General features: G+C 67.2%; 25 protein-coding genes. 16 read left to right on the top strand and 9 right to left on the bottom strand.

The annotated features are described in order from the left end of the window. The 3 genes from F3H32_RS05650 (at window position 1) to F3H32_RS05660 (ending at window position 4,172) form a co-directional block, all read left to right on the top strand. Window positions 1-798, top strand: coding sequence for a lysozyme family protein (locus F3H32_RS05650; protein WP_149764994.1), 798 nt, complete (start codon window positions 1-3; stop codon window positions 796-798). A gap of 75 nt (window positions 799-873) precedes the next feature. After that, window positions 874-2,025: an RsmB/NOP family class I SAM-dependent RNA methyltransferase gene (locus F3H32_RS05655; RefSeq protein ID WP_149764995.1), complete on the top strand. Its 1,152-nt coding sequence runs from the start codon at window positions 874-876 to the stop codon at window positions 2,023-2,025. A 59-nt stretch (window positions 2,026-2,084) separates the two neighbouring features. Then, window positions 2,085-4,172, top strand: coding sequence for an ATP-binding response regulator (locus F3H32_RS05660; RefSeq protein WP_149764996.1), 2,088 nt, complete (start codon window positions 2,085-2,087; stop codon window positions 4,170-4,172). Here the strand turns inward: F3H32_RS05660 and F3H32_RS05665 are convergent. Beyond that, on the bottom strand, window positions 4,157-4,741 hold the full coding sequence (locus F3H32_RS05665; RefSeq protein WP_149764997.1) for a sulfotransferase family protein: 585 nt from the start codon (window positions 4,739-4,741) through the stop codon (window positions 4,157-4,159). The genes F3H32_RS05660 and F3H32_RS05665 overlap by 16 nt on opposite strands. Window positions 4,742-4,981: 240 nt before the next feature. Between F3H32_RS05665 and recA the strand changes: the two genes are divergently transcribed. The 3 genes from recA (at window position 4,982) to F3H32_RS05680 (ending at window position 9,214) form a co-directional block, all read left to right on the top strand. Then, window positions 4,982-6,052 carry a recombinase RecA gene (gene recA / locus F3H32_RS05670; RefSeq protein WP_115755442.1) on the top strand — a complete coding sequence of 357 codons (1,071 nt, stop codon included), beginning with the start codon at window positions 4,982-4,984 and terminating at the stop codon, window positions 6,050-6,052. Between the two features lie 217 nt (window positions 6,053-6,269). Beyond that, entirely contained in the window at window positions 6,270-8,927 is a 2,658-nt protein-coding gene (gene alaS / locus F3H32_RS05675; protein WP_149764998.1) for an alanine--tRNA ligase, read from the top strand. Further along, the gene (locus F3H32_RS05680) at window positions 8,924-9,214 is read left to right on the top strand and encodes a DUF1330 domain-containing protein (protein ID WP_149764999.1); all 291 of its coding nucleotides are present in this window, start codon (window positions 8,924-8,926) and stop codon (window positions 9,212-9,214) included. Before alaS ends, F3H32_RS05680 begins: the two co-directional genes overlap by 4 nt. Window positions 9,215-9,415: 201 nt before the next feature. On the opposite strand, the gene F3H32_RS05685 is transcribed toward F3H32_RS05680, so the two are convergent. Then, window positions 9,416-9,625: a hypothetical protein gene (locus F3H32_RS05685; protein ID WP_149765000.1), complete on the bottom strand. Its 210-nt coding sequence runs from the start codon at window positions 9,623-9,625 to the stop codon at window positions 9,416-9,418. A 226-nt stretch (window positions 9,626-9,851) separates the two neighbouring features. On the opposite strand from F3H32_RS05685, the gene F3H32_RS05690 reads away from it, so the two are divergent. The 4 genes from F3H32_RS05690 (at window position 9,852) to F3H32_RS05705 (ending at window position 13,272) form a co-directional block, all read left to right on the top strand. Next, window positions 9,852-11,144 (top strand): adenylosuccinate synthase, encoded by a 1,293-nt coding sequence (locus F3H32_RS05690; RefSeq protein WP_149765001.1) that lies wholly within the window; start codon window positions 9,852-9,854, stop codon window positions 11,142-11,144. 12 nt (window positions 11,145-11,156) lie between these two features. Next, window positions 11,157-11,369, top strand: a complete 213-nt coding sequence (locus F3H32_RS05695) for a DUF2842 domain-containing protein (RefSeq protein ID WP_149765002.1) — start codon at window positions 11,157-11,159, stop codon at window positions 11,367-11,369. Continuing rightward, window positions 11,366-12,010: a thiamine diphosphokinase gene (locus tag F3H32_RS05700; RefSeq protein WP_149765003.1), complete on the top strand. Its 645-nt coding sequence runs from the start codon at window positions 11,366-11,368 to the stop codon at window positions 12,008-12,010. The genes F3H32_RS05695 and F3H32_RS05700 overlap by 4 nt, the downstream gene beginning before the upstream one ends. Window positions 12,011-12,102: 92 nt before the next feature. Beyond that, window positions 12,103-13,272, top strand: a complete 1,170-nt coding sequence (locus F3H32_RS05705; protein ID WP_149765004.1) for a M20 aminoacylase family protein — start codon at window positions 12,103-12,105, stop codon at window positions 13,270-13,272. A gap of 109 nt (window positions 13,273-13,381) precedes the next feature. On the opposite strand, the gene lpdA is transcribed toward F3H32_RS05705, so the two are convergent. The 4 genes from lpdA to queA are packed head-to-tail and all read right to left on the bottom strand — an operon-like array spanning window position 13,382 to window position 17,755. After that, the gene (gene lpdA / locus F3H32_RS05710; protein ID WP_149765005.1) at window positions 13,382-14,773 is read right to left on the bottom strand and encodes a dihydrolipoyl dehydrogenase; all 1,392 of its coding nucleotides are present in this window, start codon (window positions 14,771-14,773) and stop codon (window positions 13,382-13,384) included. Window positions 14,774-14,817: 44 nt separating this feature from the next. Next, window positions 14,818-15,399 carry a DUF924 family protein gene (locus F3H32_RS05715; protein WP_149765006.1) on the bottom strand — a complete coding sequence of 194 codons (582 nt, stop codon included), beginning with the start codon at window positions 15,397-15,399 and terminating at the stop codon, window positions 14,818-14,820. 56 nt (window positions 15,400-15,455) lie between these two features. Next, window positions 15,456-16,700 carry an MFS transporter gene (locus F3H32_RS05720; RefSeq protein ID WP_149765007.1) on the bottom strand — a complete coding sequence of 415 codons (1,245 nt, stop codon included), beginning with the start codon at window positions 16,698-16,700 and terminating at the stop codon, window positions 15,456-15,458. Further along, on the bottom strand, window positions 16,700-17,755 hold the full coding sequence (gene queA / locus F3H32_RS05725; protein WP_149765008.1) for a tRNA preQ1(34) S-adenosylmethionine ribosyltransferase-isomerase QueA: 1,056 nt from the start codon (window positions 17,753-17,755) through the stop codon (window positions 16,700-16,702). Before queA ends, F3H32_RS05720 begins: the two co-directional genes overlap by 1 nt. Window positions 17,756-17,877: 122 nt before the next feature. Between queA and F3H32_RS05730 the strand changes: the two genes are divergently transcribed. Together F3H32_RS05730 and bfr are read left to right on the top strand one after the other, a co-directional pair. Further along, window positions 17,878-18,168, top strand: coding sequence for a (2Fe-2S)-binding protein (locus tag F3H32_RS05730; RefSeq protein WP_115755455.1), 291 nt, complete (start codon window positions 17,878-17,880; stop codon window positions 18,166-18,168). Then, window positions 18,116-18,601: a bacterioferritin gene (gene bfr / locus F3H32_RS05735; protein ID WP_115755456.1), complete on the top strand. Its 486-nt coding sequence runs from the start codon at window positions 18,116-18,118 to the stop codon at window positions 18,599-18,601. The genes F3H32_RS05730 and bfr overlap by 53 nt, the downstream gene beginning before the upstream one ends. Before the next feature lie 66 nt (window positions 18,602-18,667). On the opposite strand, the gene F3H32_RS05740 is transcribed toward bfr, so the two are convergent. Beyond that, entirely contained in the window at window positions 18,668-19,342 is a 675-nt protein-coding gene (locus F3H32_RS05740; RefSeq protein WP_149765009.1) for an HAD-IA family hydrolase, read from the bottom strand. Window positions 19,343-19,446: 104 nt separating this feature from the next. Between F3H32_RS05740 and glmU the strand changes: the two genes are divergently transcribed. Together glmU and glmS are read left to right on the top strand one after the other, a co-directional pair. Continuing rightward, on the top strand, window positions 19,447-20,787 hold the full coding sequence (glmU, locus tag F3H32_RS05745; RefSeq protein WP_149765010.1) for a bifunctional UDP-N-acetylglucosamine diphosphorylase/glucosamine-1-phosphate N-acetyltransferase GlmU: 1,341 nt from the start codon (window positions 19,447-19,449) through the stop codon (window positions 20,785-20,787). 1 nt (window position 20,788) lies between these two features. After that, window positions 20,789-22,606: a glutamine--fructose-6-phosphate transaminase (isomerizing) gene (glmS, locus tag F3H32_RS05750; RefSeq protein ID WP_149765011.1), complete on the top strand. Its 1,818-nt coding sequence runs from the start codon at window positions 20,789-20,791 to the stop codon at window positions 22,604-22,606. A gap of 3 nt (window positions 22,607-22,609) precedes the next feature. Here the strand turns inward: glmS and F3H32_RS05755 are convergent, their stop codons facing one another. Further along, a complete protein-coding gene (locus tag F3H32_RS05755) occupies window positions 22,610-23,593 on the bottom strand; it encodes a P1 family peptidase (RefSeq protein ID WP_149765012.1) in 984 nt (327 codons plus the stop codon). A gap of 138 nt (window positions 23,594-23,731) precedes the next feature. Between F3H32_RS05755 and msrA the strand changes: the two genes are divergently transcribed. Further along, window positions 23,732-24,316 carry a peptide-methionine (S)-S-oxide reductase MsrA gene (gene msrA / locus F3H32_RS05760; RefSeq protein ID WP_149765013.1) on the top strand — a complete coding sequence of 195 codons (585 nt, stop codon included), beginning with the start codon at window positions 23,732-23,734 and terminating at the stop codon, window positions 24,314-24,316. Further along, entirely contained in the window at window positions 24,317-25,186 is an 870-nt protein-coding gene (locus tag F3H32_RS05765; protein ID WP_149765014.1) for a 50S ribosomal protein L11 methyltransferase, read from the top strand. It abuts the gene before it with no gap. Between the two features lie 127 nt (window positions 25,187-25,313). Here the strand turns inward: F3H32_RS05765 and F3H32_RS05770 are convergent, their stop codons facing one another. Beyond that, window positions 25,314-25,508 (bottom strand): DUF1127 domain-containing protein, encoded by a 195-nt coding sequence (locus F3H32_RS05770; RefSeq protein ID WP_115755462.1) that lies wholly within the window; start codon window positions 25,506-25,508, stop codon window positions 25,314-25,316. Window positions 25,509-25,661: the final 153 nt, after the last annotated feature.

Raw genomic sequence — 25,661 nt, forward strand, 5'->3', positions numbered from 1 at the left:
ATGCCTCGTCCCTTTGCGCTTCTTGGCCTTTTGCTGCTGGCTTTGCTGCCGCTGCGCGCGGCCGCCTTGCCTTCGGCCGAGCTTTGCGAATGGGCCGCGGGGCAGGCGGCGGCCGAAAGCGGCGTTCCGGCCGAAATCCTGGGCGCGCTGACCCTGACGGAAAGCGGCCGCCGGCTGGAGGGGACGGTCCGCCCCTGGGCCTGGAGCGCCAATGCCGAGGGCGAGGGGACCTGGTTCGACGATCCCGCCAGCGCCATCGCCTTTGCCCAGGACCGGGTGGCGCAGGGCCGGATCAATATCGACATCGGCTGTTTCCAGCTAAACTATCGCTGGCATGGCGGGCATTTCTCTTCGGTGGCGCAGATGTTCGACCCGCTGGAAAACGCCCGCTATGCGGCCCGCTTCCTACGCCAGCTTCATGGCGAAACCGGCGATTGGCGCCTGGCGGCCGGTGCGTTCCATTCCCGCACCCCCGTTCATGCGCAGCGTTACCTGGCCCGTTTCGACACGCTGCACCAGATGCTGCGGCAAGCGGGATTTTCCGGCATGGCCGGCTCGGTCGAGACGTATAACAGCTTCGCCGCCATCGATTCCGGCCAGCGCAGCCGGGTAAGGCAAAGGGTGATGCTGCTTGGCGCACCCCTGGGCAGTCCGCCCAGCGGCCGGCCCGGCTCGTTGGCGGTGCTTTCCACGGGACAGTCCCCGTTGGGCGCGGGCGCCGGGCCGATGATCGCGCTGGCCCCGGCGGGTGCCGCAGGGCCGCGCGCCTCGCTTTGGCATCCGCGCGCGCCGCCGTGACGGGATTGACAAAACCGGGGCGGCCGTTCTTCTGGGCGGCATCTGCAACCGCCGCGCCCTGAGAGACAGCCTGACATGACGCCCGCCGCCCGCGCCGACGCGGCCATCGCCATCCTTGACCGCATCCTTGCCGGGCAGGCCGCCGAAGCGGCGCTGATCCGCTGGGCACGCGCCAGCCGCTTTGCCGGCTCTGGCGACCGCGCGGCGGTGCGCGATCTGGTCTTCGACGCCTTGCGCCGGCTGCGTTCGCGCGCGGCCCTGGGCGGGGCGTTGTCGGGGCGCGGGCTGCTGCTGGGCATGTGCCGCGAAGAAGGGGTCGATCCGGCGACGCTGTTTTCGGGCGAAAGGCACGCCCCGCCACCGCTGTCGGATGCCGAAGCGGCGGCGGGCCGCGCCCCCGCCCCCGACGAGGCGCTGGACCTGCCCGACTGGCTTTTGCCCCATTGGCACAAGGCGCTGGGGGCGGATGCAGTGCCGGTCGCCCTGGCGATGCGAGAGCGTGCGCCGGTCTGGCTGCGGGTGAACCAGCGCCGCGCGGATCCCGCCCGCGCCGCTGCCATGCTGGCCGAGGACGGCATCGCCGCCGATCCCCATTCCGACCTGTCCACCGCGTTGCGGGTCACGACAGGGGCGCGGCGGCTGGCCGGCAGCCGCGCCTATCGCGACGGGCTGGTGGAATTGCAGGATCTCTCGCCGCAAATGGCCTGCGCGATGATGCCCGCGCAAGGCAGCCTGCTGGATTATTGCGCCGGCGGCGGCGGCAAGGCGCTTGCGCTTGCCGCGCGGGGTGCCGGGCCGATCACCGCCCATGATGCGGATGCGGCGCGGATGGGCGATCTGCCGGCCCGCGCGGAACGTGCAGGGGTGCGCATCGCCATCGCGCCGCCCGGCATGCTGGCGGGCCGCTTCGATACGGTGCTGGCCGATGTTCCCTGTTCGGGCAGCGGAACCTGGCGGCGCGGCCCGGATGCGAAATGGCGCCTGACCCCCGCCGATCTGGAGCGGCTTTTGGCCCTTCAGGCCCGGATCCTGGACCAGGCATGCGGTTTTGTCGCGCCGGGCGGGTGCCTGGCCTATATGACCTGTTCGGTTCTGACGGCCGAAAACGACCGGCAGGTGCAGGATTTCCTGGCGCGCAATTCCGCATTCGAAGCGGTGGCGACCCGGCATTTCACCCCGCTTTCCGCCTCGGACGGGTTTTATTTCGCGCTGATGCGCCGCCGTTAACCCATCGTTAATCCCAGCGGCCTATGCTTGCGTTGCAACGCTGATGGCAAGAGGCTGGAATGAATTCGGAGCGGATGGAAACGCTGCGTTCGGCGCAAATCGTGCTGCCTTTCCTGACACTGCCGGCGGTCGTCGGCGCGCTTTGGCTGGCATTGCAGCCGCCCGACAGGGCGGGCGGCACGACGCTGCTGATCCTGGGTGCGGCCGCGACGGCCTGGTATCTGCTGGGCGGCGCCATCGCGGCGCGCCATCTTTGGCGCGGACTGGCGGTGCGGCGGGACCTGAACAAGGTTCTGCCTGTCGTCATGGATCATGACCTTGCGGCCTTTGCCGTCGGACCCGAGGGCCTGGTCCTGGCGCAAAACCACCAGGCGCTCGACCGGATCGGCGACCTGGTCGGGCGTTATATCCATCACGCGCTGGGCCGGCGCCACGCCGATCCGGAAACGCTGTGGAGCGATCTGGGCCTGGCGCTGTCGCGCAGCGGCAAGGTGCGCGCCGACCTGGGCAGGGCCGGAGAATATCTGGTCACGCGCGACGCCGGTTCCTCGGTCCAGCTTTGGCGGGCGGCGGCGCTGGAAAAGCCGGCGCCGCCCCCTCCCGCGCCGGTTCGGACCGAAGGCGAGGATTTCGACCTGCTGCCGGTGTCGCTGCTGATCCTGGACCCCGCGGCGAACATCGTCCGGGCCAATGCCGCGGCCTGCGACCTGCTGGGCGGCGCGGTCCTGGGGCAGAATCTTTCCGCGCTTCTGAACGGGCTGGGGCGCGAACTGGCGGACTGGGTCGCCGATGTCGGCGCCGGCCGGACGGTCGGCGGCAGCGAGGTGCTGCATGTCAGGGCCGAAGGGGCGGATCGCTTTGTGCAGGTGTCGCTGGCGCGCGGGCAGGGCGGGCATGTCACCGCCGTCCTTTCCGATGCAAGCGCGCTCAAGACGCTAGAGGCGCAGTTCGTCCAAAGCCAGAAGATGCAGGCGATCGGCCAGCTTGCCGGCGGAATCGCCCATGACTTCAACAACCTGCTGACGGCGATCACCGGGCATTGCGACCTGCTGATGCTGCGTCACGACAAGGCCGATCCCGACTATGCCGACCTGGACCAGATCGGCCAGAACGCCAACCGCGCCGCCGCGCTCGTGCGGCAATTGCTGGCCTTTTCCCGCAAACAGACCCTCAAGCCGCAGATCATGGACCTGCGCGACACGCTGTCGGAACTGACGCATCTGCTCAATCGGCTGGTGGGCGAGCGGACCGTGCTGACCTTTGACCATGATCCCGCGTTGCGCATGATCCATGCCGACCGGCGGCAGATCGAACAGGTCATCATGAACCTGGTGGTCAATGCCCGCGACGCCATGCCCGAAGGGGGCGACATCGCCATTTGCACTGATAATGTCCGGCTGGAAAGCCGGACCGAATTCGGCCGCGCCGTCCTGCCGGCCGGGGATTATGTCCGCGTCCAGGTGCGGGACCAGGGTTGCGGCATCGGCCCCGACGATCTGGCCAAGATCTTTGACCCCTTCTTCACCACCAAGCGCACCGGCGAGGGGACCGGCCTTGGGCTTTCCACCGCCTATGGCATCGTGAAGCAGACCGGCGGCTATATCTTTTGCGACAGCGCGCCCGGCCAGGGAAGCTGCTTTTCGCTGTTCTTCCCCGCCCATGACCGCATCTCGCCGCAAGAGGAACCCCAGGCCGCACCCCCAGGCCCGATGCGCCCCCGCCGCGATGTCGAGGCCACGGTGCTGCTGGTCGAGGACGAGGCGCCGGTCCGGGCCTTTGCCAGCCGCGCGCTGAAGTTGCAGGGATTCCACGTGCTGGAAGCCGCCTGCGCCGAGGACGCGCTTTCCTTGCTGGCGGACCGCGGACTGGCGGTGGACATCTTCGTCACCGACGTGGTGATGCCTGGCATGGATGGGCCGGCATGGGTGCGCACCGCCTTGCGAGACAGGCCCGACACGAAGGTCATCTTCATGTCCGGCTATGCCGAGGATATCTTCTCGGAAGGGCGCCCGCCGGTGCCGGACGCCGCCTTCCTGGCCAAGCCGTTCTCGCTTTCGGACCTGACGGCGCTGGTCACGCGCCAGCTTGGCGCCGACGGCCAGATGCGCGGCCAAGACGGTCGTGCCGTGGATCAGAGCGAATCATAAAGCGCGAAATCCTGCGCCATGACCCGGCGCAGCAGGCTTTCCTGGTCCGGATTCAGGCTGACATCCACCGCCGGCGGCACATTGACGCGGGGCAGGCTGATCGCGCAATCCAGCCGGTCCTCAAGGAAATGGGTAAAGGCATCCATGTCCTCGTAGCGAAAGATGCGATCGACCCGGCCCGTATCCGCGGTCAGGAAATCCGCCTGGGTGCCGACGCGGGCGATCCTTGGCCCGCGGGGATCGGCATAGGCGCCGGCGAAATCCGCGAAGCTGACGCCGATCATGGGGTGGTCGGGGTCTTCGTCGTCGTCGCGCAGGCGAAAGCGATACCAGCTTCGCAGCCAGCCGATCGGCTCGCGCATCAGGGCGATCGTGGTGAATGTGTCGCCGGTCACGGAATGAAGCCACGGCGCGATATGGCGCCGATAGCTGCGCAGATCGGCGTGCTTCAGCTCGGCCGGGCGCTGGACCGCGACATTGGCCAGGGGCTCAAGGGCGGTTTCGATGGCGGTGGAGCCGGCCTTGGGCGTCGCCAGGAAGACCAGCCGCTTTTCCCAGAATATCAGCATTCCGCACAACTTTCCGCCATCGCGACATCGCGCCGGATTAGCCAATGGGCCTGGGCCTGTAAACTATTTCTTAATCCTTCCGCCGCAATCTGGATGCAGAGATGCGAAGTCCCCCTGATTCGCGAACCGGGCCTTGCATTTCCGCGCGACCAGGCGCAAATAGGAACAACCCGTGAACAAAATGGCGGGCGGGCGCTGATTGCCCCGGATGGCGGGGTGTGAAATAAGCATGAGGACCGCATGGCAGGGGCAACACTTTTCGACATGAACGACAAGCGATCCGCAGACAAGCAGAAGGCGCTGGACAGCGCCCTGGCCCAAATCGAACGGCAGTTCGGCAAGGGTTCGATCATGAAGCTGGGGGCCGACAATCCGGTGGCCGAGATCGAGGCGACCTCGACCGGCTCGCTGGGGCTGGACATCGCGCTGGGAATCGGCGGCCTGCCGAAGGGCCGGATCATCGAGATCTTCGGGCCGGAAAGCTCGGGCAAGACCACCCTGACGCTGCATGTGGTGGCCGAGGAACAGAAGAAGGGCGGCGTCTGCGCGTTTGTCGACGCCGAACATGCGCTTGATCCGCAATATGCCCGCAAGCTGGGCGTCAATCTGGACGAGCTGCTGATCTCGCAGCCCGATACCGGCGAACAGGCGCTGGAGATCGTCGATACGCTGGTCCGTTCCGGCGCGGTCAGCCTGGTCGTGGTCGATTCGGTGGCGGCGCTGACGCCCAAATCCGAGATCGAGGGCGACATGGGCGACATGCAGATGGGCAGCCAGGCCCGGCTGATGAGCCAGGCGATGCGCAAGCTGACCGCCAGCATCGGGCGGTCGAACTGCATGGTGATCTTCATCAACCAGATCCGCATGAAGATCGGCGTGATGTTCGGCAGCCCCGAGACGACGACCGGCGGCAATGCCCTGAAATTCTATGCCTCGGTGCGCCTGGACATCCGCCGCACCGGCTCGATCAAGGATCGCGACGAGGTGACGGGCAATGCCACCCGCGTCAAGGTGGTCAAGAACAAGGTCGCGCCCCCCTTCCGCCAGGTCGAGTTCGACATCATGTACGGCGAGGGGATCTCGAAAGTCGGCGAGTTGATCGACCTGGGCGTCAAGGCCGGCGTGGTCGAGAAATCGGGGTCGTGGTATTCCCATGGCGACGAGCGCATCGGCCAGGGGCGCGAGAATGCCAAGCAATATCTGCGCGATCATCCCGACGTCGCCTATGCGATCGAGGACAAGATCCGCGCCAGCCACGGGCTTGATTTCGGCGTCTCGGACGATGGCGACGAGGTGATGGCCGAAGATTGATCCGATCCGGGGAAACGCGCGGCTGTCCGATATCCGTCGCAGGCGGGGCTTTGCCCCGTCCGGGCCCTGGGCCCGGACTCCCCAGGATATTTGGCACGGAAGATGAACCCGGCCGCGCCGGGCCGCGCGGGATCGCTGGACAGCCGCCATGGCTGGGGCTAGACCGGGCGGCACGCCGGCCCCGGCCGGAAATGCCGCATTGCGATGAAGGCCCGACATGCCCAGCTTGAATGACATCCGCTCGACTTTCCTGAACTTTTTCGAACGCAACGGCCACCAGGTCGTCGAATCGAGTCCGCTGGTGCCCAGGAACGATCCGACCTTGATGTTCACCAATTCGGGGATGGTGCAGTTCAAGAACCTGTTCACCGGGGTGGAGACCCGCGACTACACGCGCGCCACCTCGGCGCAGAAATGCGTGCGTGCGGGTGGCAAGCATAACGACCTGGACAATGTCGGCTATACGGCGCGCCACCACACTTTTTTCGAGATGCTGGGGAATTTCAGCTTCGGGGATTACTTCAAGGAAGGCGCCATTCCTTTTGCCTGGGAATTGCTGACCAGGGATTTCGGCATTCCCAAGGACAAGCTGCTTGTCACCGTCTACCACACGGATGACGAGGCGGCGAATATCTGGAAGAAGGTCGCGGGCCTGCCGGACGAACGCATCATTCGCATCGCGACCAGCGACAATTTCTGGCAGATGGGCCCGACCGGCCCCTGCGGCCCCTGCACCGAGATCTTCTATGACCACGGTCCCGGCATCTGGGGCGGTCCGCCGGGCTCGCCCGAGGAGGATGGCGACCGCTTCATCGAGATCTGGAACCTGGTCTTCATGCAGAACGAGCAGTTCGAGGACGGCTCGATGCGCGCTCTGGACATGCAGTCCATCGACACCGGCATGGGGCTGGAGCGGATCGCCGCGCTGTTGCAGGGCAAGCACGACAATTACGACACCGACCTGATGCGCAGCCTGATCGAGGCCAGCGCCCATGCCACCAGCGCCGATCCGGACGGCCCCGGCAAGGTGCATCATCGCGTCATTGCCGACCATCTGCGTTCGACCAGTTTCCTGATTGCGGATGGGGTGATGCCCTCGAACGAAGGGCGGGGCTATGTGCTGCGCCGGATCATGCGCCGCGCCATGCGTCACGCGCATATGCTGGGCGCCAGGGACCCGGTGATGCACCGCCTGGTTCCGACCCTGGTGCGCGGGATGGGCGCTGCCTATCCCGAGCTGGGCCGGGCGCAGGCCTTGATCCAGGAGACGCTGAGGCTGGAGGAAACCCGGTTCAAGCAGACGCTGGACCGCGGGCTGCGGCTTCTGGACGACGAATTGGCGCGGCTGCCCGAGGGCGCGGACCTGCCGGGCGAGGCGGCGTTCAAGCTTTACGATACCTATGGCTTCCCGCTGGACCTGACCCAGGATGCTTTGCGCGAAAAAAGCCGCGGGGTGGACACGGCCGGCTTCGATGCCGCCATGGCCGAGCAAAAGGCCAAGGCGCGCGCCGCCTGGGCCGGCTCGGGCGAAACCCGGGATGCCGCGATCTGGTTCGACATTGCCGAAGAGCATGGTGCGACCGAGTTCCTGGGCTATGACACCGAAATCAGCGAGGGCCAGGTCCTTGCCCTGGTGCAGGACGGTGCCGCCGTCGAGCAGGCGGGCGAGGGGGCGGCGGTGCAGATCGTCGTGAACCAGACGCCCTTTTACGCGGAATCTGGCGGCCAGGTCGGCGATACCGGCCTGATCAAGACGGAAACCGGCGCCGCCCGCGTGACCGACACGAAAAAGACCGGCGGCGTCTTCGTCCACGTCGCCGAGGTGACGCTGGGCAGCATCCAGCGCGGCCAAGGCGCGCAGCTTGCGGTCGATCACGACCGCCGCGGCGCCATCCGCGCCAACCACTCGGCCACGCATCTGCTGCACGAGGCGCTGCGCCGCGCCTTGGGCGAACATGTCGCCCAACGCGGCAGCTTGAATGCGCCCGACCGGCTGCGTTTCGACTTCAGCCACGGCAAGGCGATGACGCCCGACGAACTGGCGCAGGTCGAGCGCGAGGTGAATGATTTCATTCGCCAGAACAGCCAGGTCGAGACCCGGATCATGACCCCGGACGAGGCCCGCGCCCTGGGCGCGCAGGCCCTGTTCGGCGAGAAATACGGCGACGAGGTGCGCGTCGTCTCGATGGGTGAACTGCCCGGTTCGGGCAAGGGTGGCGGTGGCCAAACCTATTCGCTGGAGCTTTGCGGCGGCACGCATGTGGGGCGGACCGGCGATATCGGCATGTTTGCCCTGACCGGCGAGACCGCGTCGGCAGCCGGCATCCGCCGCATCGAGGCGCTGACCGGCCAGGCCGCGATGGAGGAATTGCGCCGCGTGGACGGCGAGCTCAACGAGATCGCCGGCCTCGTCAAGGCGCAGGCCGGCGACGTGGTGAACAAGGTCCGCGCCCTGGCGGACGAGCGCAAGGCGCTGGCCAACGAGGTTGCACAGTTGAAGCGCCAACTGGCCATGGGCGGCGGCAGCGATGACCAGCCCAAGGACATCAACGGCATCAAGCTGATCGCCCGGCGGGTCGAAGGGGTTTCAGGCAAGGAGCTTGGCCCCCTGGTCGATGAGATGAAATCCCGGCTCGGCTCGGGCGCGGTGGTGGTGCTGGCCGAGGCCGAGGGCAAGGCGACCGTGGCCGCGGGCGTGACCTCTGACCTGACCGCGCGGGTCAGCGCCGTCGATCTGGTCCAGGCGGCGACGGCGGCGCTTGGCGGCAAGGGCGGCGGCGGCCGTCCTGATCGGGCCCAGGGCGGGGCACCCAGCCTTGCCGCCGCCGAAAGCGCCATTTCAGCCATCGAGGCGCTGATCGGAGAGAAGGCATGACCGCGCTGTGGATTTCCCATGTGACCGTCACCGATCCCGAAGCTTACGGCCGCTACGCCAAGCTGGCCGGCCCGGCGATCGCGGCGCATGGCGGGGTTTTTCTGGCACGCGGCGGGCGTTATGTGCAGCTTGAAGGGCGGGCGCGCGCCCGGAATGTCGTGGTGCGCTTTGCCAGTGTCGAGGATGCGGTGGCCTGCTATCATTCGGCGGAATATCAGGCGGCGCTGGATCATGCCAGGAACGCGGCCGAACGCGAGCTTGTAATCGTGGAAGAAAATCCCGCCTAGGCTGGTCCGCCGGGTTTTCCCGCGAGCGCCGCTAAAGCAGGACAAGCGGCGGGAATGCCGCCGGGGGGCGGTTTCGACCTTCCGATCCAGCTTCCAAACACTCCGCTGGCCAGCGACTCGCCGCGCCGCACGGACGAAAAGCTTCCCCCGCCGCGATCCTGCACCCGCGAACCGTCCCGATCCGGGGGGCCGCGGTCCCGGTCAGAACCAGATGCGGTCGCTGAAGACGTAATGCACGATCCGGTCGCGGGTCAGGTTCATCCGTGCCAGTTCGGCATCGGATTTCGCCGCCAGCGCCTCGATCTGGGCGCGGCGCGAATGCTTTTCGATATGGGCCTCGGCGTCGCGGGCAAGCCGCTGGATGATGCCTTGAAACCCGGTCGGCCGCTGAGCGTTTGCGATGGTGGCCATTGGAAACCCTTTCGGTGTTGGCGAATGGTTTCCTCCCCTGGCTGCACCATAGGCCCGGCCAGGCGCCCCGGCCATGCCCGTTTGCGCAATCCTGCATTGCAGCCAGGGCCGACCATTCGCAAGCGCAAGCGCCGCGGGCGACTGCCCTGCGACGGAATGCGCTTTCCCCCAAGGGCTTCGGCCATTATACGGTTCGCGGCATTCATGACCGCAAGGGGTAAGCACAATGGCCAATGTGGTGGTCGTCGGCGCGCAATGGGGCGACGAGGGCAAGGGCAAGATCGTCGACTGGCTTTCGGAACGCGCCGATGTGATCGCGCGCTTCCAGGGCGGCCATAATGCCGGCCATACGCTGGTCATCGGCAACCAGGTCTTCAAGCTGTCGCTGTTGCCTTCGGGCATCGTGCGCAAGGGCAAGATGGCGGTCATCGGCAATGGCGTCGTGCTGGACCCCTGGGCGCTGTTTTCCGAAATCGACAAGCTTTCCGCCCAAGGGGTCGAAATCAGCCCGGAAAACCTGATGATCGCGGAAAACACCCCGCTGATCCTGCCGCTGCACCAGGACCTGGACAAGCTGCGCGAGGAAGCCGCGGGCGCCAGCAAGATCGGCACCACCGGCCGCGGCATCGGCCCCGCCTATGAGGACAAGGTCGGCCGCCGCAGCATCCGCGTCGCCGACCTGGGCGACGAAGAGACGCTGGACTCGCGCCTGGACCGGCTGCTGGCCCATCACGACGCGCTGCGCCAGGGCCTGGACGCCGCGCCCATCGACCGGGCCGAGCTGCGCGCAAAGCTCTTGGAGATCGCGCCGAAGCTTCTGCAATACGCCCAGCCGGTCTGGAAGGTGATGAACGACTATCGCCGCGCCGGCAAGCGCATCCTGTTCGAGGGCGCGCAGGGCAGCCTGCTGGACATCGACTTCGGCACCTATCCCTATGTCACCAGTTCGACCACCATGTCGGGCATGGCGGCCAGCGGCACCGGGCTTGGCCCCTCGGCCATCGGTTTCGTGCTGGGCATCGTCAAGGCCTATACCACCCGCGTCGGCGAAGGCCCGTTCCCGACCGAACTCGACGATGCCGACGGCCAGCGCCTGGGCGAGCGCGGCCATGAATTCGGCACCGTCACCGGCCGCAAGCGCCGCTGCGGCTGGTTCGACGCGGTGCTGGTGCGCCAGACCTGCGCCATTTCCGGCGTGGACGGCATCGCGCTGACCAAGCTGGACGTGCTGGACGGGTTCCAGAGGCTGAAGATCTGCACCGGCTATCAGGTGGACGGCCAGCATTACGACCACCTGCCCACCGCCGCCTCGCTGCAAGCCAGGGCGAAACCCGTCTATGAAGAAATGGCGGGCTGGCAGGAATCGACGCAAGGCGCGCGGTCCTGGGCCGACCTGCCCGCCAACGCGATCAAATATGTCCGCCGCATCGAGGAACTGATCCAGTGCCCGGTGGCGCTGCTTTCGACCTCGCCCGAGCGTGACGATACCATCCTCGTGACCGATCCCTTCGCAGATTGATGCGGGCCTGAGATGGACGTGAAATCGCGCAAACGCTGGTCGCTGGTGATCCTGCTGGTCGGGTTGCCGCTTTACATCATGCTGGCGGTCAGCCTGGTGAACTGGATGGACCGGACCTGGGGCCGCCAGCCGATCCTGATCGAACTGGCGGTCTATCTGGTGCTGGGCATCCTTTGGGCTTTCCCGTTCCGGCGGATCTTCAGCGGGATCGGCAAGGATCAATGACCAGGCTGGCCAGCGCCCGGCCGGTCACGCTGATCGGCGGCGCGCCGGTCGGGCGGGCCGAGCTGGACCAGGCATTGCGGCTTGCCCCGGTGGTGGCGGCCGCCGACAGCGGCGCCGACATCGCATTGGGCCACGGTCTGGTGCCACAGGCGGTCTGGGGCGATTTCGACAGCATCTCGGCCCGCGCCCGGTCCCAGATCCCACCGGCGAACCAGCACCCCATCGCCGAACAGGACAGCACGGATTTCGAGAAATGCCTGTCCCGCATCGACGCGCCCTTCGTCATCGGCCTGGGCTTTTCCGGCACGCGGCACGACCATTTCCTGGCGGTGCTGAACGTGCTGGCGCGCGGCATCGGGCCGCCCTGCCTGCTGCTGGCGGGCGATGACGTGATCACCCTTGCGCCGCCGCGCCTGATGCTGGACCTTGCCCCCGGCACGCGGGTCTCGCTGTTTCCGATGGGTCCGGCCACCGGCCGTTCGCAAGGGCTGGAATGGCCGATCGACGGGCTGGACCTTTCGCCCACCGGCCGCGTCGGCACCTCGAACAAGGCTACCGGCCCGGTCACGCTGGAATGCCAGGGCCCGCTCTTGCTGATCCTGCCGCGCTTGGAATTGGCACGGATGGCGCGCACTCTCTGACGGCTTTCACCGTTTTCCAAATACTCCGGCACCGCGGCCGATCTTGCGGCGGCGCCCGAAAGGGGTAACCTGCGGGTGAAGGAGACCGTCATATGCCCGTCAAGAACCGCTTTGCCGAATTGCTGCCCGAGATCACCGCCTGGCGCCGCGACTTTCACCAGCATCCCGAACTGGACTATCAGGTCCACCGCACCGCCGGCCGCGTGGCGGAATTGCTGCGCAGCTTTGGCGTGGACGAAGTGACCGAGGGCGTCGGCCGCAGCGGAATCGTCGGCACGATCCGGGGCCGCAGCACTGCCAGCGGCCGGGTCATCGGCCTGCGCGCCGACATGGACGCCTTGCCGATCAACGAGCAGACCGGGGCGGAATACGCTTCGAAGACGCCGGGGGTCATGCATGCCTGCGGCCATGACGGCCATACCGCCATGCTGCTGGGCGCGGCGAAATACCTGGCCGAGACGCGCAATTTCGACGGCACCGCCGTGGTGATCTTCCAGCCCGCCGAAGAAGGCGGCGCGGGCGGCCTGGCCATGGTCCAGGACGGGCTGGTGGACCGCTGGGGCATCCAGGAGTTCTATGGCATGCACAATATGCCCGGCTATCCGGTGGGCAGCTTTGCCATCCGCGAGGGCGCGATGATGGCGGCGGCCGACCAGTTCGACATCATCGTCACCGGCAAGGGCGGCCATGCCGCCAAGCCGCACGAGGCGATCGACACCATGCTGGTTTCGGCCCAGATCGTCGTCGCCCTGCAATCGGTGGTGTCGCGCAATGTCGATCCGCTGAAAAGCGGCGTGGTGTCGGTCTGCACGGTGCAGACCGATTCGACGGCGCATAACGTGATTCCCCAGGTGGTGAAGCTGCGCGGGACCGCCCGCAGCCTTGATCCCCAGGTGCGCGACCAGTTGGAGGCGGGGATCACGCGTATCGCCACCCATACCGCCGCAGCCTTTGGCGCCACGGTCGAGGTCAACTATGACCGTGGCTATCCGGTGACGATGAACCACCCCGAGGCCACCGGCTTTGCCGCCGAGGTCGCGCGCCAGGTCGCGGGCGGGGTGGATATGGAGATGGAGCCGCTGATGGCGGGCGAGGATTTCAGCTATATGCTGAACGAACGCCCCGGCGCCTATATCTTCGTGGGCAATGGCGACACCGCCATGGTGCATCACCCGGCCTATGATTTCGACGACAATGCGATTCCGGCCGGGTCGAGCTGGTATGCCGGCATGGTCGAGGCGCGGATGCCGGTCCAGACGTGACCGTTGCGCCGGGGGTTTCACACCCCCGGACCCCCGTGGGATATTTGGGCACGAAAGAAGCGGGGGGCGGCAGGGCCCCCTTTTCGTTTCAGAAATGCCCCGTTTCGTTTCAGAAATGAATGGCGCGGCCATAGGCCGAAAGCGTCGCCTCGTGCAGCATTTCGCTGAGCGTCGGATGCGGAAAGACCGTCTCCATCAACTCGGCCTCGGTGGTTTCCAGGGTGCGGCCGACGACATAGCCCTGGATCAGCTCGGTGACTTCCGCCCCGACCATATGCGCGCCCAGAAGCTCGCCTGTCGTGGCGTCGAAGACGGTCTTGATCAGCCCTTCGGGTTCGCCAAGCGCGATGGCTTTGCCATTGCCGATGAAGGGGAAGCGGCCGACCTTGACCTTATGCCCGGCGGCCTTGGCCTTTTCCTCGGTCAGGCCGACGCTGGCGACCTGCGGGTTGCAATAGGTGCAGCCGGGGATCGAGTTCGGCTTGATCGGGTGCGGCTGCTGGCCGGCGATGAGTTTCGCGACCATGACGCCTTCGTGGCTGGCCTTGTGCGCAAGCCAGGGCGCACCGGCCACGTCGCCGATGGCATAGAGGCCCTGGACGCCGGTGCGGCAATATTCGTCGGTGACGACATGGCTGCGGTCGATCTTTGCCCCCAGCGTTTCCAGGCCGAGGTTTTCCACATTGCCGACGATGCCGACGGCCGAGATCACCGTGTCGAATTCATGCGTCTGGGTCTTGCCGCCGGTTTCGATATGGGCGGTGACGCGGCCTTTCGCGCGGTCGAGCTTCTTGACCGCCGCCTTTTCCAGGATCGTCATGCCCTGCTTGACGAATTGCTTTTTCGCCAAGGCCGAGATTTCCGCATCCTCGACCGGCAGCACGCGGTCCATCACCTCGACCACCGTGGTGTCTGCGCCCAGCGTGTTGAAGAAGCTGGCGAATTCGATGCCGATGGCGCCGGAACCGATCACCAGCAGCTTTTTGGGCATGCGCGGCGGTTGCAGCGCGTGCTTGTAGTTCCAGACCAGATCGCCGTCGGGTTCCAGCCCCGGCAATTCGCGGGCGCGGGCGCCGGTGGCCAGGACGATGTTCTTGGCGGTGACTTCCTGGGTGCCCTTGTCGGTCTTGACGCTGATCCTGCCGTGGGCGGTCAGCGTCGCCTCGCCCATGATGACGGTGACCTTGTTCTTTTTCAGCAGGTGGCCGACGCCACCGGCGAGCTGTTTCGCCACGCCGCGCGAGCGGCTGACCACCGCGCCCAGGTCATAGCCGATCTTGTCGGCGGAAAGGCCGAATTCCTTGGCGCGGCGCATCAGGTGAAAGACCTCGGCCGAGCGCAACAGCGCCTTGGTCGGGATGCAGCCCCAGTTAAGGCAAATACCGCCCAGATGCTCGCGTTCGATACAGGCGACCTTCAGGCCCAGCTGCGCGCCGCGGATGGCGCAGACATAGCCGCCGGGGCCGGAACCGATCACCACCATGTCGAAGCCTTGCGCCATGGAATCCCCCTGTCTGAAAAGATAGTTCAGCGTTAAACCATTCGTCACAGGTCGGCAAGCGAGAGCTGGCCCGAGACCAGGGCGCCATAGCCGCCGGCTTGCATCACGCGGATTTCCGCCGGCGTGGGGACGCGGTTCAGCGCCGCGTTGCGCCAGGGGAAGCGGCCGAATTTCGCGATCGTGTCGCGATGCAGTTCGGCATGGCGCAGGTTCTCGCCGGGCAGGAATTCGGCAAACAGCGCCACGGCGCGCTGCTGGTCGGCCAAGTCTTCGGAATGCTCGAAGGGCAGGTAGACGAATTGCCGGGCGGGCGGCGCGATGTGCAGGTGCAGGCCGCTGTCGACCGCGTCCCGCGCCAGGGTGCGGGCCAGGGGGTCGGTGGCAAAGGCGCGCGCATCCTCGCGGAACATGTTGCGGGGGAACTGGTCGGTCAGGATCAGCCCGGCCAGCATCCCCTGGGGCGTGGTGGCCCAGCCGGGCGCCAGGTCGGCGGCGCGTTCCCAGGTCGGCTGGAAGCGGTGGCGGACGGTTTCGTCCAGCGCGTCCGAGCGGGTATACCAGCCCTTTTCTCCGACCTCGTCCAGCCAGAAGCGGTTGATCTCTTCGGGTGTCGCGATGTCTGCCATGGGCTTGCCCTCCGTTTCGGGAATGGTCGCAGAGCCGGGCGCGCGCCGCAACCCCGTCAGCCGGGCTTGTCCGGGTCGTCCGAACTTGCGGTTTCCAGCGCCGCCTCGACCGCGACCGGGGTGGCCGAGGGGGCGATGACGGCGAAGCTTTGGTCAAGCGTCGGGGTCGGGCGGCGGGTGCGCCGCCAGCCGGCATAAAAGGCCAGCATCGCCAGCAGCAGGCCGATATAGATCCAGAACCCGTCCGGGCCCAAAAGCGACATCAGCCAGCCGGTGATCAGCGGCCCCGCCATCGCGCCGACGCCGTTGATGAACAGCAGCCCGGCCGAGGCGGCGGCCATGTCGCTTTGGTCCAGGAAGTCGTTGGTATAAGCCAGAAGCAGCGAATAGACCGGATTGGCCACGCCGCCGACCAGCGCCGCGGCCAGCAGCAGCCCCCAGATGCCCGGTTGCAGCGTCACCGTGGCCAGGCTGGCGGCGGCGCCCAGCACGGAAAGCCCCAGCACGATGATCCGACGGTCGCGATGGTCGGAAAGCCAGCCGATCGGGTATTGCAACAGCAGCCCTCCGGCATAGATCGCCGCGACGAAGGCCGAGATTTCGCGCACCGAAAGCCCCTTGGTCGAGCCCCAGACCGAGGCCATGCCGAACAGCGCCGAAAACACCCCGCCCATCAGGAAGATGCCGATGCAGCCCAGCGGCGAGGCGCGGAACAGGTCGCCAAAGCTCATCCGCTTCAGGGTGGCGAATTGCGGCGCCGGCTGGGTCGACAGCAGGATCGGCAGGAAAGACAGGCTGACCAGCACCGAAGGGATCACGAACAGCAGATAGCCCGAGGGGTCGGCGGTGTTCATCAGCAGCTGCGCGGTGATGATGCCCAGCATCTGCATGATCATATAGGCCGACATGGCCTGGCCGCGGTTTTCGTTGGTGGTGCCGGCGTTCAGCCAGCTTTCCGCGGTGATGTAGACCCCCGAGAAGCAGAAGCCGATCAAAAGCCGCATCAACGCCCAGGCGATCCAATGCGGCGCCGCCGCATAAAGGATCAGCACCGAGGAGATGAGCGAGCCGAGTGCGGCAAAGACCCGCACATGGCCGACATTGCGGATCAGTTCCGGCACCACCCGCGACCCCAGCAGGAAGCCGCCGAAATAGGCTGCCATCACCACCGACATCTGGCTGGTCGAGATGTGTTCAATGGTGCCGCGGATGCCCAGCAGCGTGCCCTGCATCCCGTTGCCGACCATCAAAAGCAGGATGCCCAGAAGCAATGGCCAGGTGGTGCGCAGGACGGTCAGCATCACGGATCCTTCGGAATCAGCAGGGAGGCGTCGCCATAGCTGAAGAAGCGATAGCCCGATTCCACCGCATGGCGATAGATGCCGCGGATGCGGTCCTGGCCCATCAGGGCGCTGACCAGCATCAGCAAGGTCGATTTGGGCAGGTGGAAATTGGTCATCAGCGCATCCGTCACCCGAAAGCGATAGCCGGGATAGATGAAGATTTCGGTAACGCCCTGGAAGGGGCGGACGGTTCCGTCCGGGTCGGCGGCGGATTCGATCAGCCGCAGCGCCGTGGTGCCGACCGGGATCACCCGCCCGCCCTGGGCGCGGGTGGCGTTGATGGCGGCCGCGGCCTGGGGCGTGACCTCGCCCCATTCGCCGTGCATCTTGTGCGTCGTCACGTCCTCGACCTTGACCGGCAGGAAGGTGCCGGCGCCGACATGCAGGGTGACATGGGCAAAGCGCACGCCCCTGGCCGCCAATTGCGCAAGCAAGGCGTCGTCGAAATGCAGGCTGGCGGTGGGCGCGGCGACGGCGCCCGAACGCCGTGCCCAGACGGTCTGGTAATCCTGGCGGTCGGCTTCGTCCGGGGGGCGCAGCGCGGCGATATAGGGCGGCAGCGGCATGGCGCCGACCTGCGCCAGCGCGGCGTCGAACGCCTCGCCCGTGGCGTCGAAGCGCAGCGTCAGTTCGCCCTGCGCGATCCGCGCCACCGTTGCCGACAGCGCCTCGCCAAAGCGGATCACCTCGCCGGGCTTGAGCTTGCGCAGCGGTTTTGCCAGCGCCCGCCAACCATCGGCCGCGGGCTCCAGCAGCGTCACCTCGACCTTTGCCACCGCCTCGCCCTGGGGGGTGGGGCGGGAACGGGTGCCGGTCAGCCGCGCCGGGATGACCTTGGTGTCGTTCAGCACCAGCAGATCGCCCGGACCCAGCAGGTCCGACAGGTCGCGCACATGCAGGTCGCGAATCGAATCGCCCTGCGCGAGCAGCAGCCGGGCCGAGGAACGCGGCCGCGCCGGGCGGGTCGCAATCAGCCCTTCGGGCAGGTGAAAGTCGAAATCGTCAAGCTTCATGGGGTTAAGCTTCTGTCCGCGCCGCCATGGAGCGTCAAGCCGGCCGTCATCACAAAGTGAAAAGGTCGGGCTTTACATATCCGATCAAATGCGTAAGTTTTCCTTGAAGCCGAGGTGAGCCCATGATCGTCTGCCACTGCACCCAGATTTCCGACCACGACATCAAGGCCGCGATCGACTGGATGCGCGCCGCCGACCCCGAAACGATCATCACCCCCGGCAAGATCTACCACGCCCTTGGCAAGCGCGCCGACTGCGGCGGCTGCATGCCTTTGTTTCTGGACACCATGCGCGGATGCGATAATCTGGCGGTGCCCCCCATGCTGCGGGGGCTGAAAGCCAACCGCACGGGGGAAAGCCATGAAGGGCGACGCAAAGGTCATCGAGTATCTCAACGCAGCGCTGCGGTCTGAACTTACTGCGGTCAGCCAGTATTGGCTGCACTATCGCCTGCAAGAGGACTGGGGCTATGGCAAGATCGCCGACAAGTCGCGCGGCGAATCCATCGAGGAAATGCACCACGCGGATCGGCTGATCCAGCGAATCATCTTCCTGGAAGGCCATCCGAACCTGCAAAAGCTTGACCCCTTGCGCATTGGCCAGAACCTTAAGGAAACGCTGGAATCCGACCTGGCGGCAGAGCACGACGCCCGCACCCTGTATATCGAGGCGCGGGAATACTGCAATCAGGTCGGCGATTACGTCAGCAAAAGCCTGTTCGACGATCTTCTGGCCGACGAGGAAGGGCATATCGACTTCCTGGAAACCCAACTGGGCCTTTACGAGGAAATCGGCGCGCAGAACTATGGCCTGCTGAACGCCAAATCCGCTGACGACGCGGAATAACCGGCAAAAATCGGCGTATCCGGGGGCCTTTGCGGCCCCCTTTGTCGTCTTTCGCCCCGCCAGCCCTCAGCCCAGCCAGTCGGCGGCCAGGTCCGGCAGGTCGTCGAAATGCGCCAGCAGGGCTTCGGGGGCCAAGCGGCGCAGCGCCTCGCCCTCGGGGCCAAAGCCGACCAGCGCCACCCGCACGCCGGCGGCGGCGGCGGTCTTGCGGTCGGTTTCGGTATCGCCGACCAGGAAGGATTGCGCCACCGTGCCGCCCGCCGCCTCGACCGCGGCCTGGTAGGGGCGCGGATCGGGCTTGCGCACCGGCAGGGTGTCGGCGCCGATCATCGCCGCGAAACGGTCGCGGATGCCCAGTTCTTGCAGCAGGGTTTCGGCCAGCGCCTCGGGCTTGTTGGTGCAGACCGCAAGCCGGTGCCCGGCGCCTGCCAGCCGGTCCAGCGCCGTTTCGGCCCCCGGATATAGTTTTGTATGCACGGCGATCGCCTGGCCGTAATGGTCCAGCAGGCGCAGGTAATCCTCGTCCTCGGCGCCGGGGGGCAGCAGGTGGTCGCCGGACATGCGGCCATAGCCCGCGCGCAGCATGGCCCGGCCGCCGTGAAAGGCGATCAGCGCGTCCCCCACCGGGTCCAGCAGTGCCCCCAGCCCGCGCGCGGCAAAGCAGGCATTGGCCGCCGCGATCAGGTCGCCCGAGGTATCGGCCAGCGTGCCGTCCAGATCGAAGACCACCGTTCCCGCCATGCTGTAACCTTCCGTCAAGATGTTTGATCCGCCGGGGCCTTTCCCGGATGCCGCGCTCTAGGTAGAACGCCCGGCAAGGATAAGGAACAGGCAAGAGGGCAGAGATGACCGAGAAACCCGTCGCGCTGATCGTGCTGGCCGCCGGACAGGGCAGCCGCATGCAGTCGGACCTGCCCAAGGTGCTGCACCGGCTGGGCGGCCTGCCGCTGGTCGCCCATGCGCTTGCCGCCGGCAGGGTGCTGGAGCCCCAGGCGGTGGTCGTCGTCGCCGGCCATGGCGCCCCGGCGGTGGCCAAGGCCGTCGCCAAGCTCGACCCTGATGCGCAGATCGCCTTGCAGGACCAGCAGCTTGGCACCGCCCATGCGGTCAGCCAGGCCCTGCCGGCGCTAAAGGGTTTCGAGGGCCGGGTGATCGTGCTTTACGGCGACACGCCCTTTATCGGGCAGGAAACGCTGGCAAGCCTTGCCGCCCATCCCGCCGACGTGGTGGTGCTGGGCTTCGAGGCCGCCGACCCCGGCCGCTACGGCCGCCTTGTCACCGGCCCCGAGGGGCTGGAGCGGATCGTCGAATACAAGGACGCAGACGAGGCGACGCGCGCCATCCGCCTGGTCAATTCCGGTGTGCTGGCGGCGGATGCGGCGCTTTTGCGCGCATTCCTGCCCCGGATCGGCAACCGCAACGCGGCGGGGGAATATTACCTGACCGATCTGCCCGCCCTGGCGCGCGAGGCCGGCCACCGGGTCGAGGTCGTCACCTGCGACGAAGCCGAGACGCTGGGCATCAACACCCGCACCGAACTGGCGCAGGCCGAGGCCGCCTTTCAGGCCCGCGCCCGCGCCCAGGCGCTGGAAGACGGCGTGACGCTTGCCGACCCCGCGACGGTCTGGTTCGCGCTGGACACCTGCATCGGCCGCGACGCGGTGATCGGGCAGAACGTGGTCTTCGGCCCCGGCGTGACCGTGGAAAGCGGCGCCGAGATCCTGCCCTTTTGCCACCTTGAGGGCTGCCATGTCAGCGCCGGCGCCACCGTCGGCCCCTTTGCCCGGCTGCGGCCCGGCGCGGAGCTGGGCGGCGACGTGCATGTCGGCAATTTCGTCGAGATCAAGAATTCGGTGCTGGACGAGGGCGTCAAGGTCGGCCACCTGACCTATCTGGGTGATGCCCATATCGGCGAGGCGACGAATATCGGCGCCGGGACCGTGACCTGCAATTACGACGGCGTCGGCAAGCACCGGACCGAGATCGGCGCCCATGCCTTCATCGGCTCGGATACCATGCTGGTGGCGCCGGTGCGGGTGGGGGCGCGGGCGATGACCGGCTCGGGCTCGGTCATCACCCAGGACGTGCCGGACGATGCGCTGGCGCTGGGACGCGCCCAGCAGGTGACAAAGCCCGGCCTTGCCACGCGGCTGATGCAGGCCCTGCGCCAGAAGAAAGGGAACTGACATGTGCGGCATCATCGGAATCCTGGGCGAACACGAGGTTTCGCCGCAACTGGTCGAGGCGCTGAAGCGGCTGGAATATCGCGGCTATGACAGCGCCGGGGTGGCGACGGTGGACGCCTCGGGGCGGCTGGACCGCCGCCGCGCCGTGGGCAAGCTGGTGAACCTGTCCGACCGGCTGGTGCACGAGCCGCTGACGGGACATGCCGGCATCGGCCATACCCGCTGGGCCACCCATGGCGCGGCGACCGAGGCCAATGCCCATCCCCATCGCCGCGGCCCGGTTGCCGTCGTCCATAACGGCATCATCGAGAATTTCCGCGAATTGCGCGACGAGGTGACGCGGCTGGGCATGCAGCCGGAATCGCAGACCGATACCGAGACGGTGGCGCTGCTGACCGCCTGGCACATGGACCAGGGCCTGTCGCCCGTCGAGGCGGCGCGGGCGACGCTTTCGCGCCTGCACGGCGCCTTTGCCCTGGCCTTCCTGTTCGAGGGCGAGCCCGACCTGATGATCGCCGCCCGCAAGGGCAGCCCGCTGGCCGTGGGCCATGGCACGGGCGAGATGTTCCTTGGTTCGGACGCGGTGGCGCTGGCGCCCTTCACCGACCGCATCACCTATCTGGAAGACGGGGACCACGCCATCATCCGCCGCGCGGGGGCCGAGATCTTCGACGCCGAGGGCCGCCCCGCCAATCGCGAGATCCAGCAGATCGACGTGGGCGCGACCCAGATCGACAAGGCCGGCTACCGGCATTTCATGGCCAAGGAGATCGCCGAGCAGCCGGTGGTGCTGGGCGACGCGTTGAACCATTACATCAAGGGCGACCGGATCGTCCTGCCCGAGGCGCTGGATTTTCGCGACGCGGACCGGCTGACCCTGGTCGGCTGCGGCACCGCCTATTACGCCGCCCATGTCGCGCGCTACTGGTTCGAGACGCTGGCGGGCCTGCCCTGCGACCTCGACGTGGCGTCCGAGTTCCGCTATCGCGAGCCGCCGCTTTCGCCGCAAAGCTGGGCGATCTTCGTCAGCCAGTCGGGCGAGACGGCCGACACGCTGGCCGCGCTGCATTACGCCCGCGACAAGGTGGCGCGCACGGTGGGGGTGGTGAACGTCGGCACCTCGGCCATCGCGCGCGATGCCGACATCGCCCTGCCGACGCTGGCCGGGATCGAGGTCGGCGTCGCCTCGTCCAAGGCTTTCACCTGCCAGCTTGCCGTGCTGGCGGTGCTGGCCTTGAAGGCGGCGCGCGACCGCGGCCGCATCTCGGAGGCCGAGCTGGCCGCGCATCTGGCGGACCTGCGCGCGCTGCCGGGGCTGCTGAACCAAGCGCTGGCGGTCAGCGACGAATGCCGCCGCCTGGCCGGCTGGCTTTCCGAGGCGCAGGACGTGCTGTATCTGGGCCGCGGCGCGCTTTACCCGGTGGCGCTGGAAGGGGCGCTGAAGCTCAAGGAGCTCAGCTATATCCATGCCGAGGGCTATGCCTCGGGCGAGTTGAAGCATGGTCCCATCGCGCTGATCGACCGCAACGTGCCGGTGGTGGTGCTGGCGCCGCGCGACGCGCTGTTCGAAAAGACCGTCTCGAACATGCAAGAGGTGATGGCGCGCCACGGGCAGGTGCTGCTGATTTCCGATGCGGCCGGGCTGGAGGCGGGCGGCCAGGGCACCCATGCCGGGCTGGCCATGCCCATGGGCGGGGGCATGTTCCAGCCGATCCTTTACGCGGTGCCGATGCAGTATCTGGCCTATCACACCGCGGTCGCCAAGGGCACCGATGTGGACCAGCCGCGCAACCTGGCGAAATCGGTGACGGTGGAGTAGCGCCTAGCCCTGGTGCCAGCAGGGTTGCAGGTCGCCCGGCCGCGGGCTGGCGGCATGGACGCCGCGGGCGATGGCGCGGGCCAATGTGCAGGCCGCGGCATGGCCCAGCCGGAACGGGTCCAGCGCCGGATCGGGCAGGGGTTTCGCGCCGGTCGAGACGGCAAAGACCAGGTCGCCGTCAAAGGGCGTATGGCTGGGCACGATGGCGCGGGCCATGCCGTCCTGTGCGGCCGTCGCCAGCCGCGTCAGCCCGGCCTTGTCCAGCGCCGCGTCGGTGGCGACGATGGCGATGGTCGTGGCCTCGCCCAGCCGCTTGGCCGGGCTGGGCTCATGCGCGGCGGGGTAGGGGCCGGCAAGGCCCAGCCCGCCGAATTCGTCGCCCAATTCCCATGGCGCGGCCCAGAACTGCCGCGTCTGGCCCGCAGTCACCGATCCCAGCGCGTTCACCACCACCAGCGCGCCGACGGTGATGCCGCCTTCCAGCACCGCCGAGGCCGAGCCGAGCCCGCCCTTCCAGCGCTGCGTCATCGCGCCGGTGCCCGCGCCCTCGCTGCCAAGCGCGAAATCGGCCCCGGCGGTCTCCAGCGCCCTGCGGCCAAGGGCGGGATAGGGGTTTTCGTCCCAATCCTTGTCGCCGCCGTTCAGCAGGTCGAAGACGATGGCGCCGGGCACGATCGGCACGCGCACCGGCCCGACGGCAAAGCCCCGCCCCATGGCGCGCAGCCCCGCCGCCACCCCGTCGCAGGCGGCCAGCCCAAAGGCCGAGCCGCCCGACAGCACCAGCGCATCCACCCCTTGCACCAGCTTGTCGGGGGCCAGCAATTCGGTTTCGCGCGTGCCGGGCGCGCCGCCCATGACGTTGAAGCCGCAGGCAAAGGGCGTCTCGGCCAAAAGCACGGTGCTGCCCGAGCGCAGCGCGTCGTCGCGGGCATTGCCGACCCGCAGGCCGGAAACGTCGGTGATCAGGTTTCGCGGTCCGGGTCGCATCGGCGTCTCCTGCGGGGTCGATGACCTGCAATCTGGCAGAAGCGGCCCCCGCCCGGCAACCCGCCGCGGCACTCTGGCGTTGCACGGTGGGGTTGCCGCCCCTACCTAATGCGGCATGACATGCGAAAGGACTGCACCATGAGCGCCCCCATTCACAGGATCTTCGGCCGGCCGCTGGATGCCGAGATGCCGAAAGGCTATGATCAGGCGATCTTCGGCATGGGCTGTTACTGGGGCGTCGAGCGGCTGTTCTGGCAGCAAGAGGGCGTCTGGCTGACCGAGGTCGGCTTTGCCGGCGGCACGGTCGATAACCCCAGCTATCACCAGGTCTGCGCCGGCGGAACCGGCCATGCCGAGGCGGTGCGCGTCGTCTATGACAGCTCGCGCGTCAGCTATGAGCGGCTGTTGCAGATCTTCTGGGAAAACCACGATCCGACCCAGGGCAACCGCCAGGGCAATGACGTGGGGTCGCAATACCGCTCGCTCATCATGGTGTTCAACGACAGCCAGAAGGCGGCGGCGGAACTCAGCAAGGCCGATTACAGCAACCGGCTGGCGGTCGAGGGCTATCCGCAGATCACCACCGAGATCATTCCTGCCGGCCCCTTCTGGCGGGCCGAGGACGACCACCAGCAATATCTGGACCGTTATCCGAACGGCTATTGCGGCTTGCGCGGCACGGGTGTCAAAGCACCCCTGACCGATATAGCCGAGGGACTTTGAATGCCGACCTGGACCGCGCTGACCCATACCATCGGACGCGACGCCGCCGAGGCGCTTGCCGAGGCGGGCGAGGAACTGACCCCCGAACCCGTCGGCAGCGGCGTCTTCGAGATCGAGGACGGATCGGGCCGCTGGGAGGTGGGGCTTTACTTCACCGAAAACCCCGACGCGGTGGCGCTGGCGCTGCTGGCCGCGGCCTGGGATGCGCAGCCCTTCGTCGTCTCGGAACTGCCCGAGGTGGATTGGGTCGCGCATGTGCGGCGCGAATTGACCCCGGTCGAGGCCGGACGATTTTTCGTCCATGGCGGCCATGACGCCGACAAGGTGCCCCAGGGTGCCGAGGCGCTGCTGATCGAGGCGGCGATGGCCTTTGGCACCGGCCATCACGCCACGACCAAGGGCTGCCTGCTGGCGCTGGACCGCATGATCGGCCAGGGGATCGAGCCGCGGCGCATCGTGGACATCGGCTGCGGCACGGCCGTGCTGGCCATGGCGGCGGCGCGGTCCTTTCCGGTGATCGTGCTGGCGGGTGACATCGACCCGCAGGCGGTGGACGTGGCGCGCGCCAATGTCATTGCCAACGGGCTGGACGGGCGCGTCGAATGCGTCGAGGCGGTGGGTTTCGACCATCCGCTGATCGAGGGCGCGGCGCCCTTCGACCTGGTTTTCGCCAATATCCTGAAACAGCCGCTGATCGACCTGGTGCCGGACATGGCGCGCCATATTGCGCCGGGCGGCCGGGCGATCCTGTCGGGCATCCTTGCCACCCAGGCCGATGAGGTGATCGCCGCCTATGCGGCAGGCGGCCTGGCGCTGGAGCGGCGCGACGACCTGGGCGAATGGTCCACCCTGGTCGTCCGGCGCGGCTGATCGCCGCAAACGCCCCGCCGAAAATACGGAAGGCGGCCTTGCGGGGCCGCCTGGTCGTCTTGCCCATCCGGGCCGGGAAACAGCCTGCGGGCGTGCCGCAGCCGTTTTCGCGCCTTCAACCGCCAGCTTAGCGGGCGCGCGCGATCCGCTCGATATCGCCGCGGCACAGGCCGATATCGTCGAGTTCGCGATCCGTAAGACGGTTCAGCGCGTTCCGAGTCATCCGCACATCGTTCCAGGCAGACAGGGCCGCCCAGATTTTCGAGCCAATACCGATAGAGCCCGCCCCGCCATGGATGCGGTTCGTGTCAATCGCCGACATAGTTTTTCACCTTGAGATCATTGCCCGTTCATCGGGCGCTTCGTTGATGATCAGCATATAGGCCGGGCAATTTGCGAAAACTATGGACAAACCGGCATTCCAGCCATGCAGCTTGTGCATAAGATGCCGGGATTGTTAAAGTTTTGCGCAAAG

This window comes from Paracoccus thiocyanatus, from assembly GCF_900156255.1.
Lineage (GTDB): Bacteria > Pseudomonadota > Alphaproteobacteria > Rhodobacterales > Rhodobacteraceae > Paracoccus > Paracoccus thiocyanatus.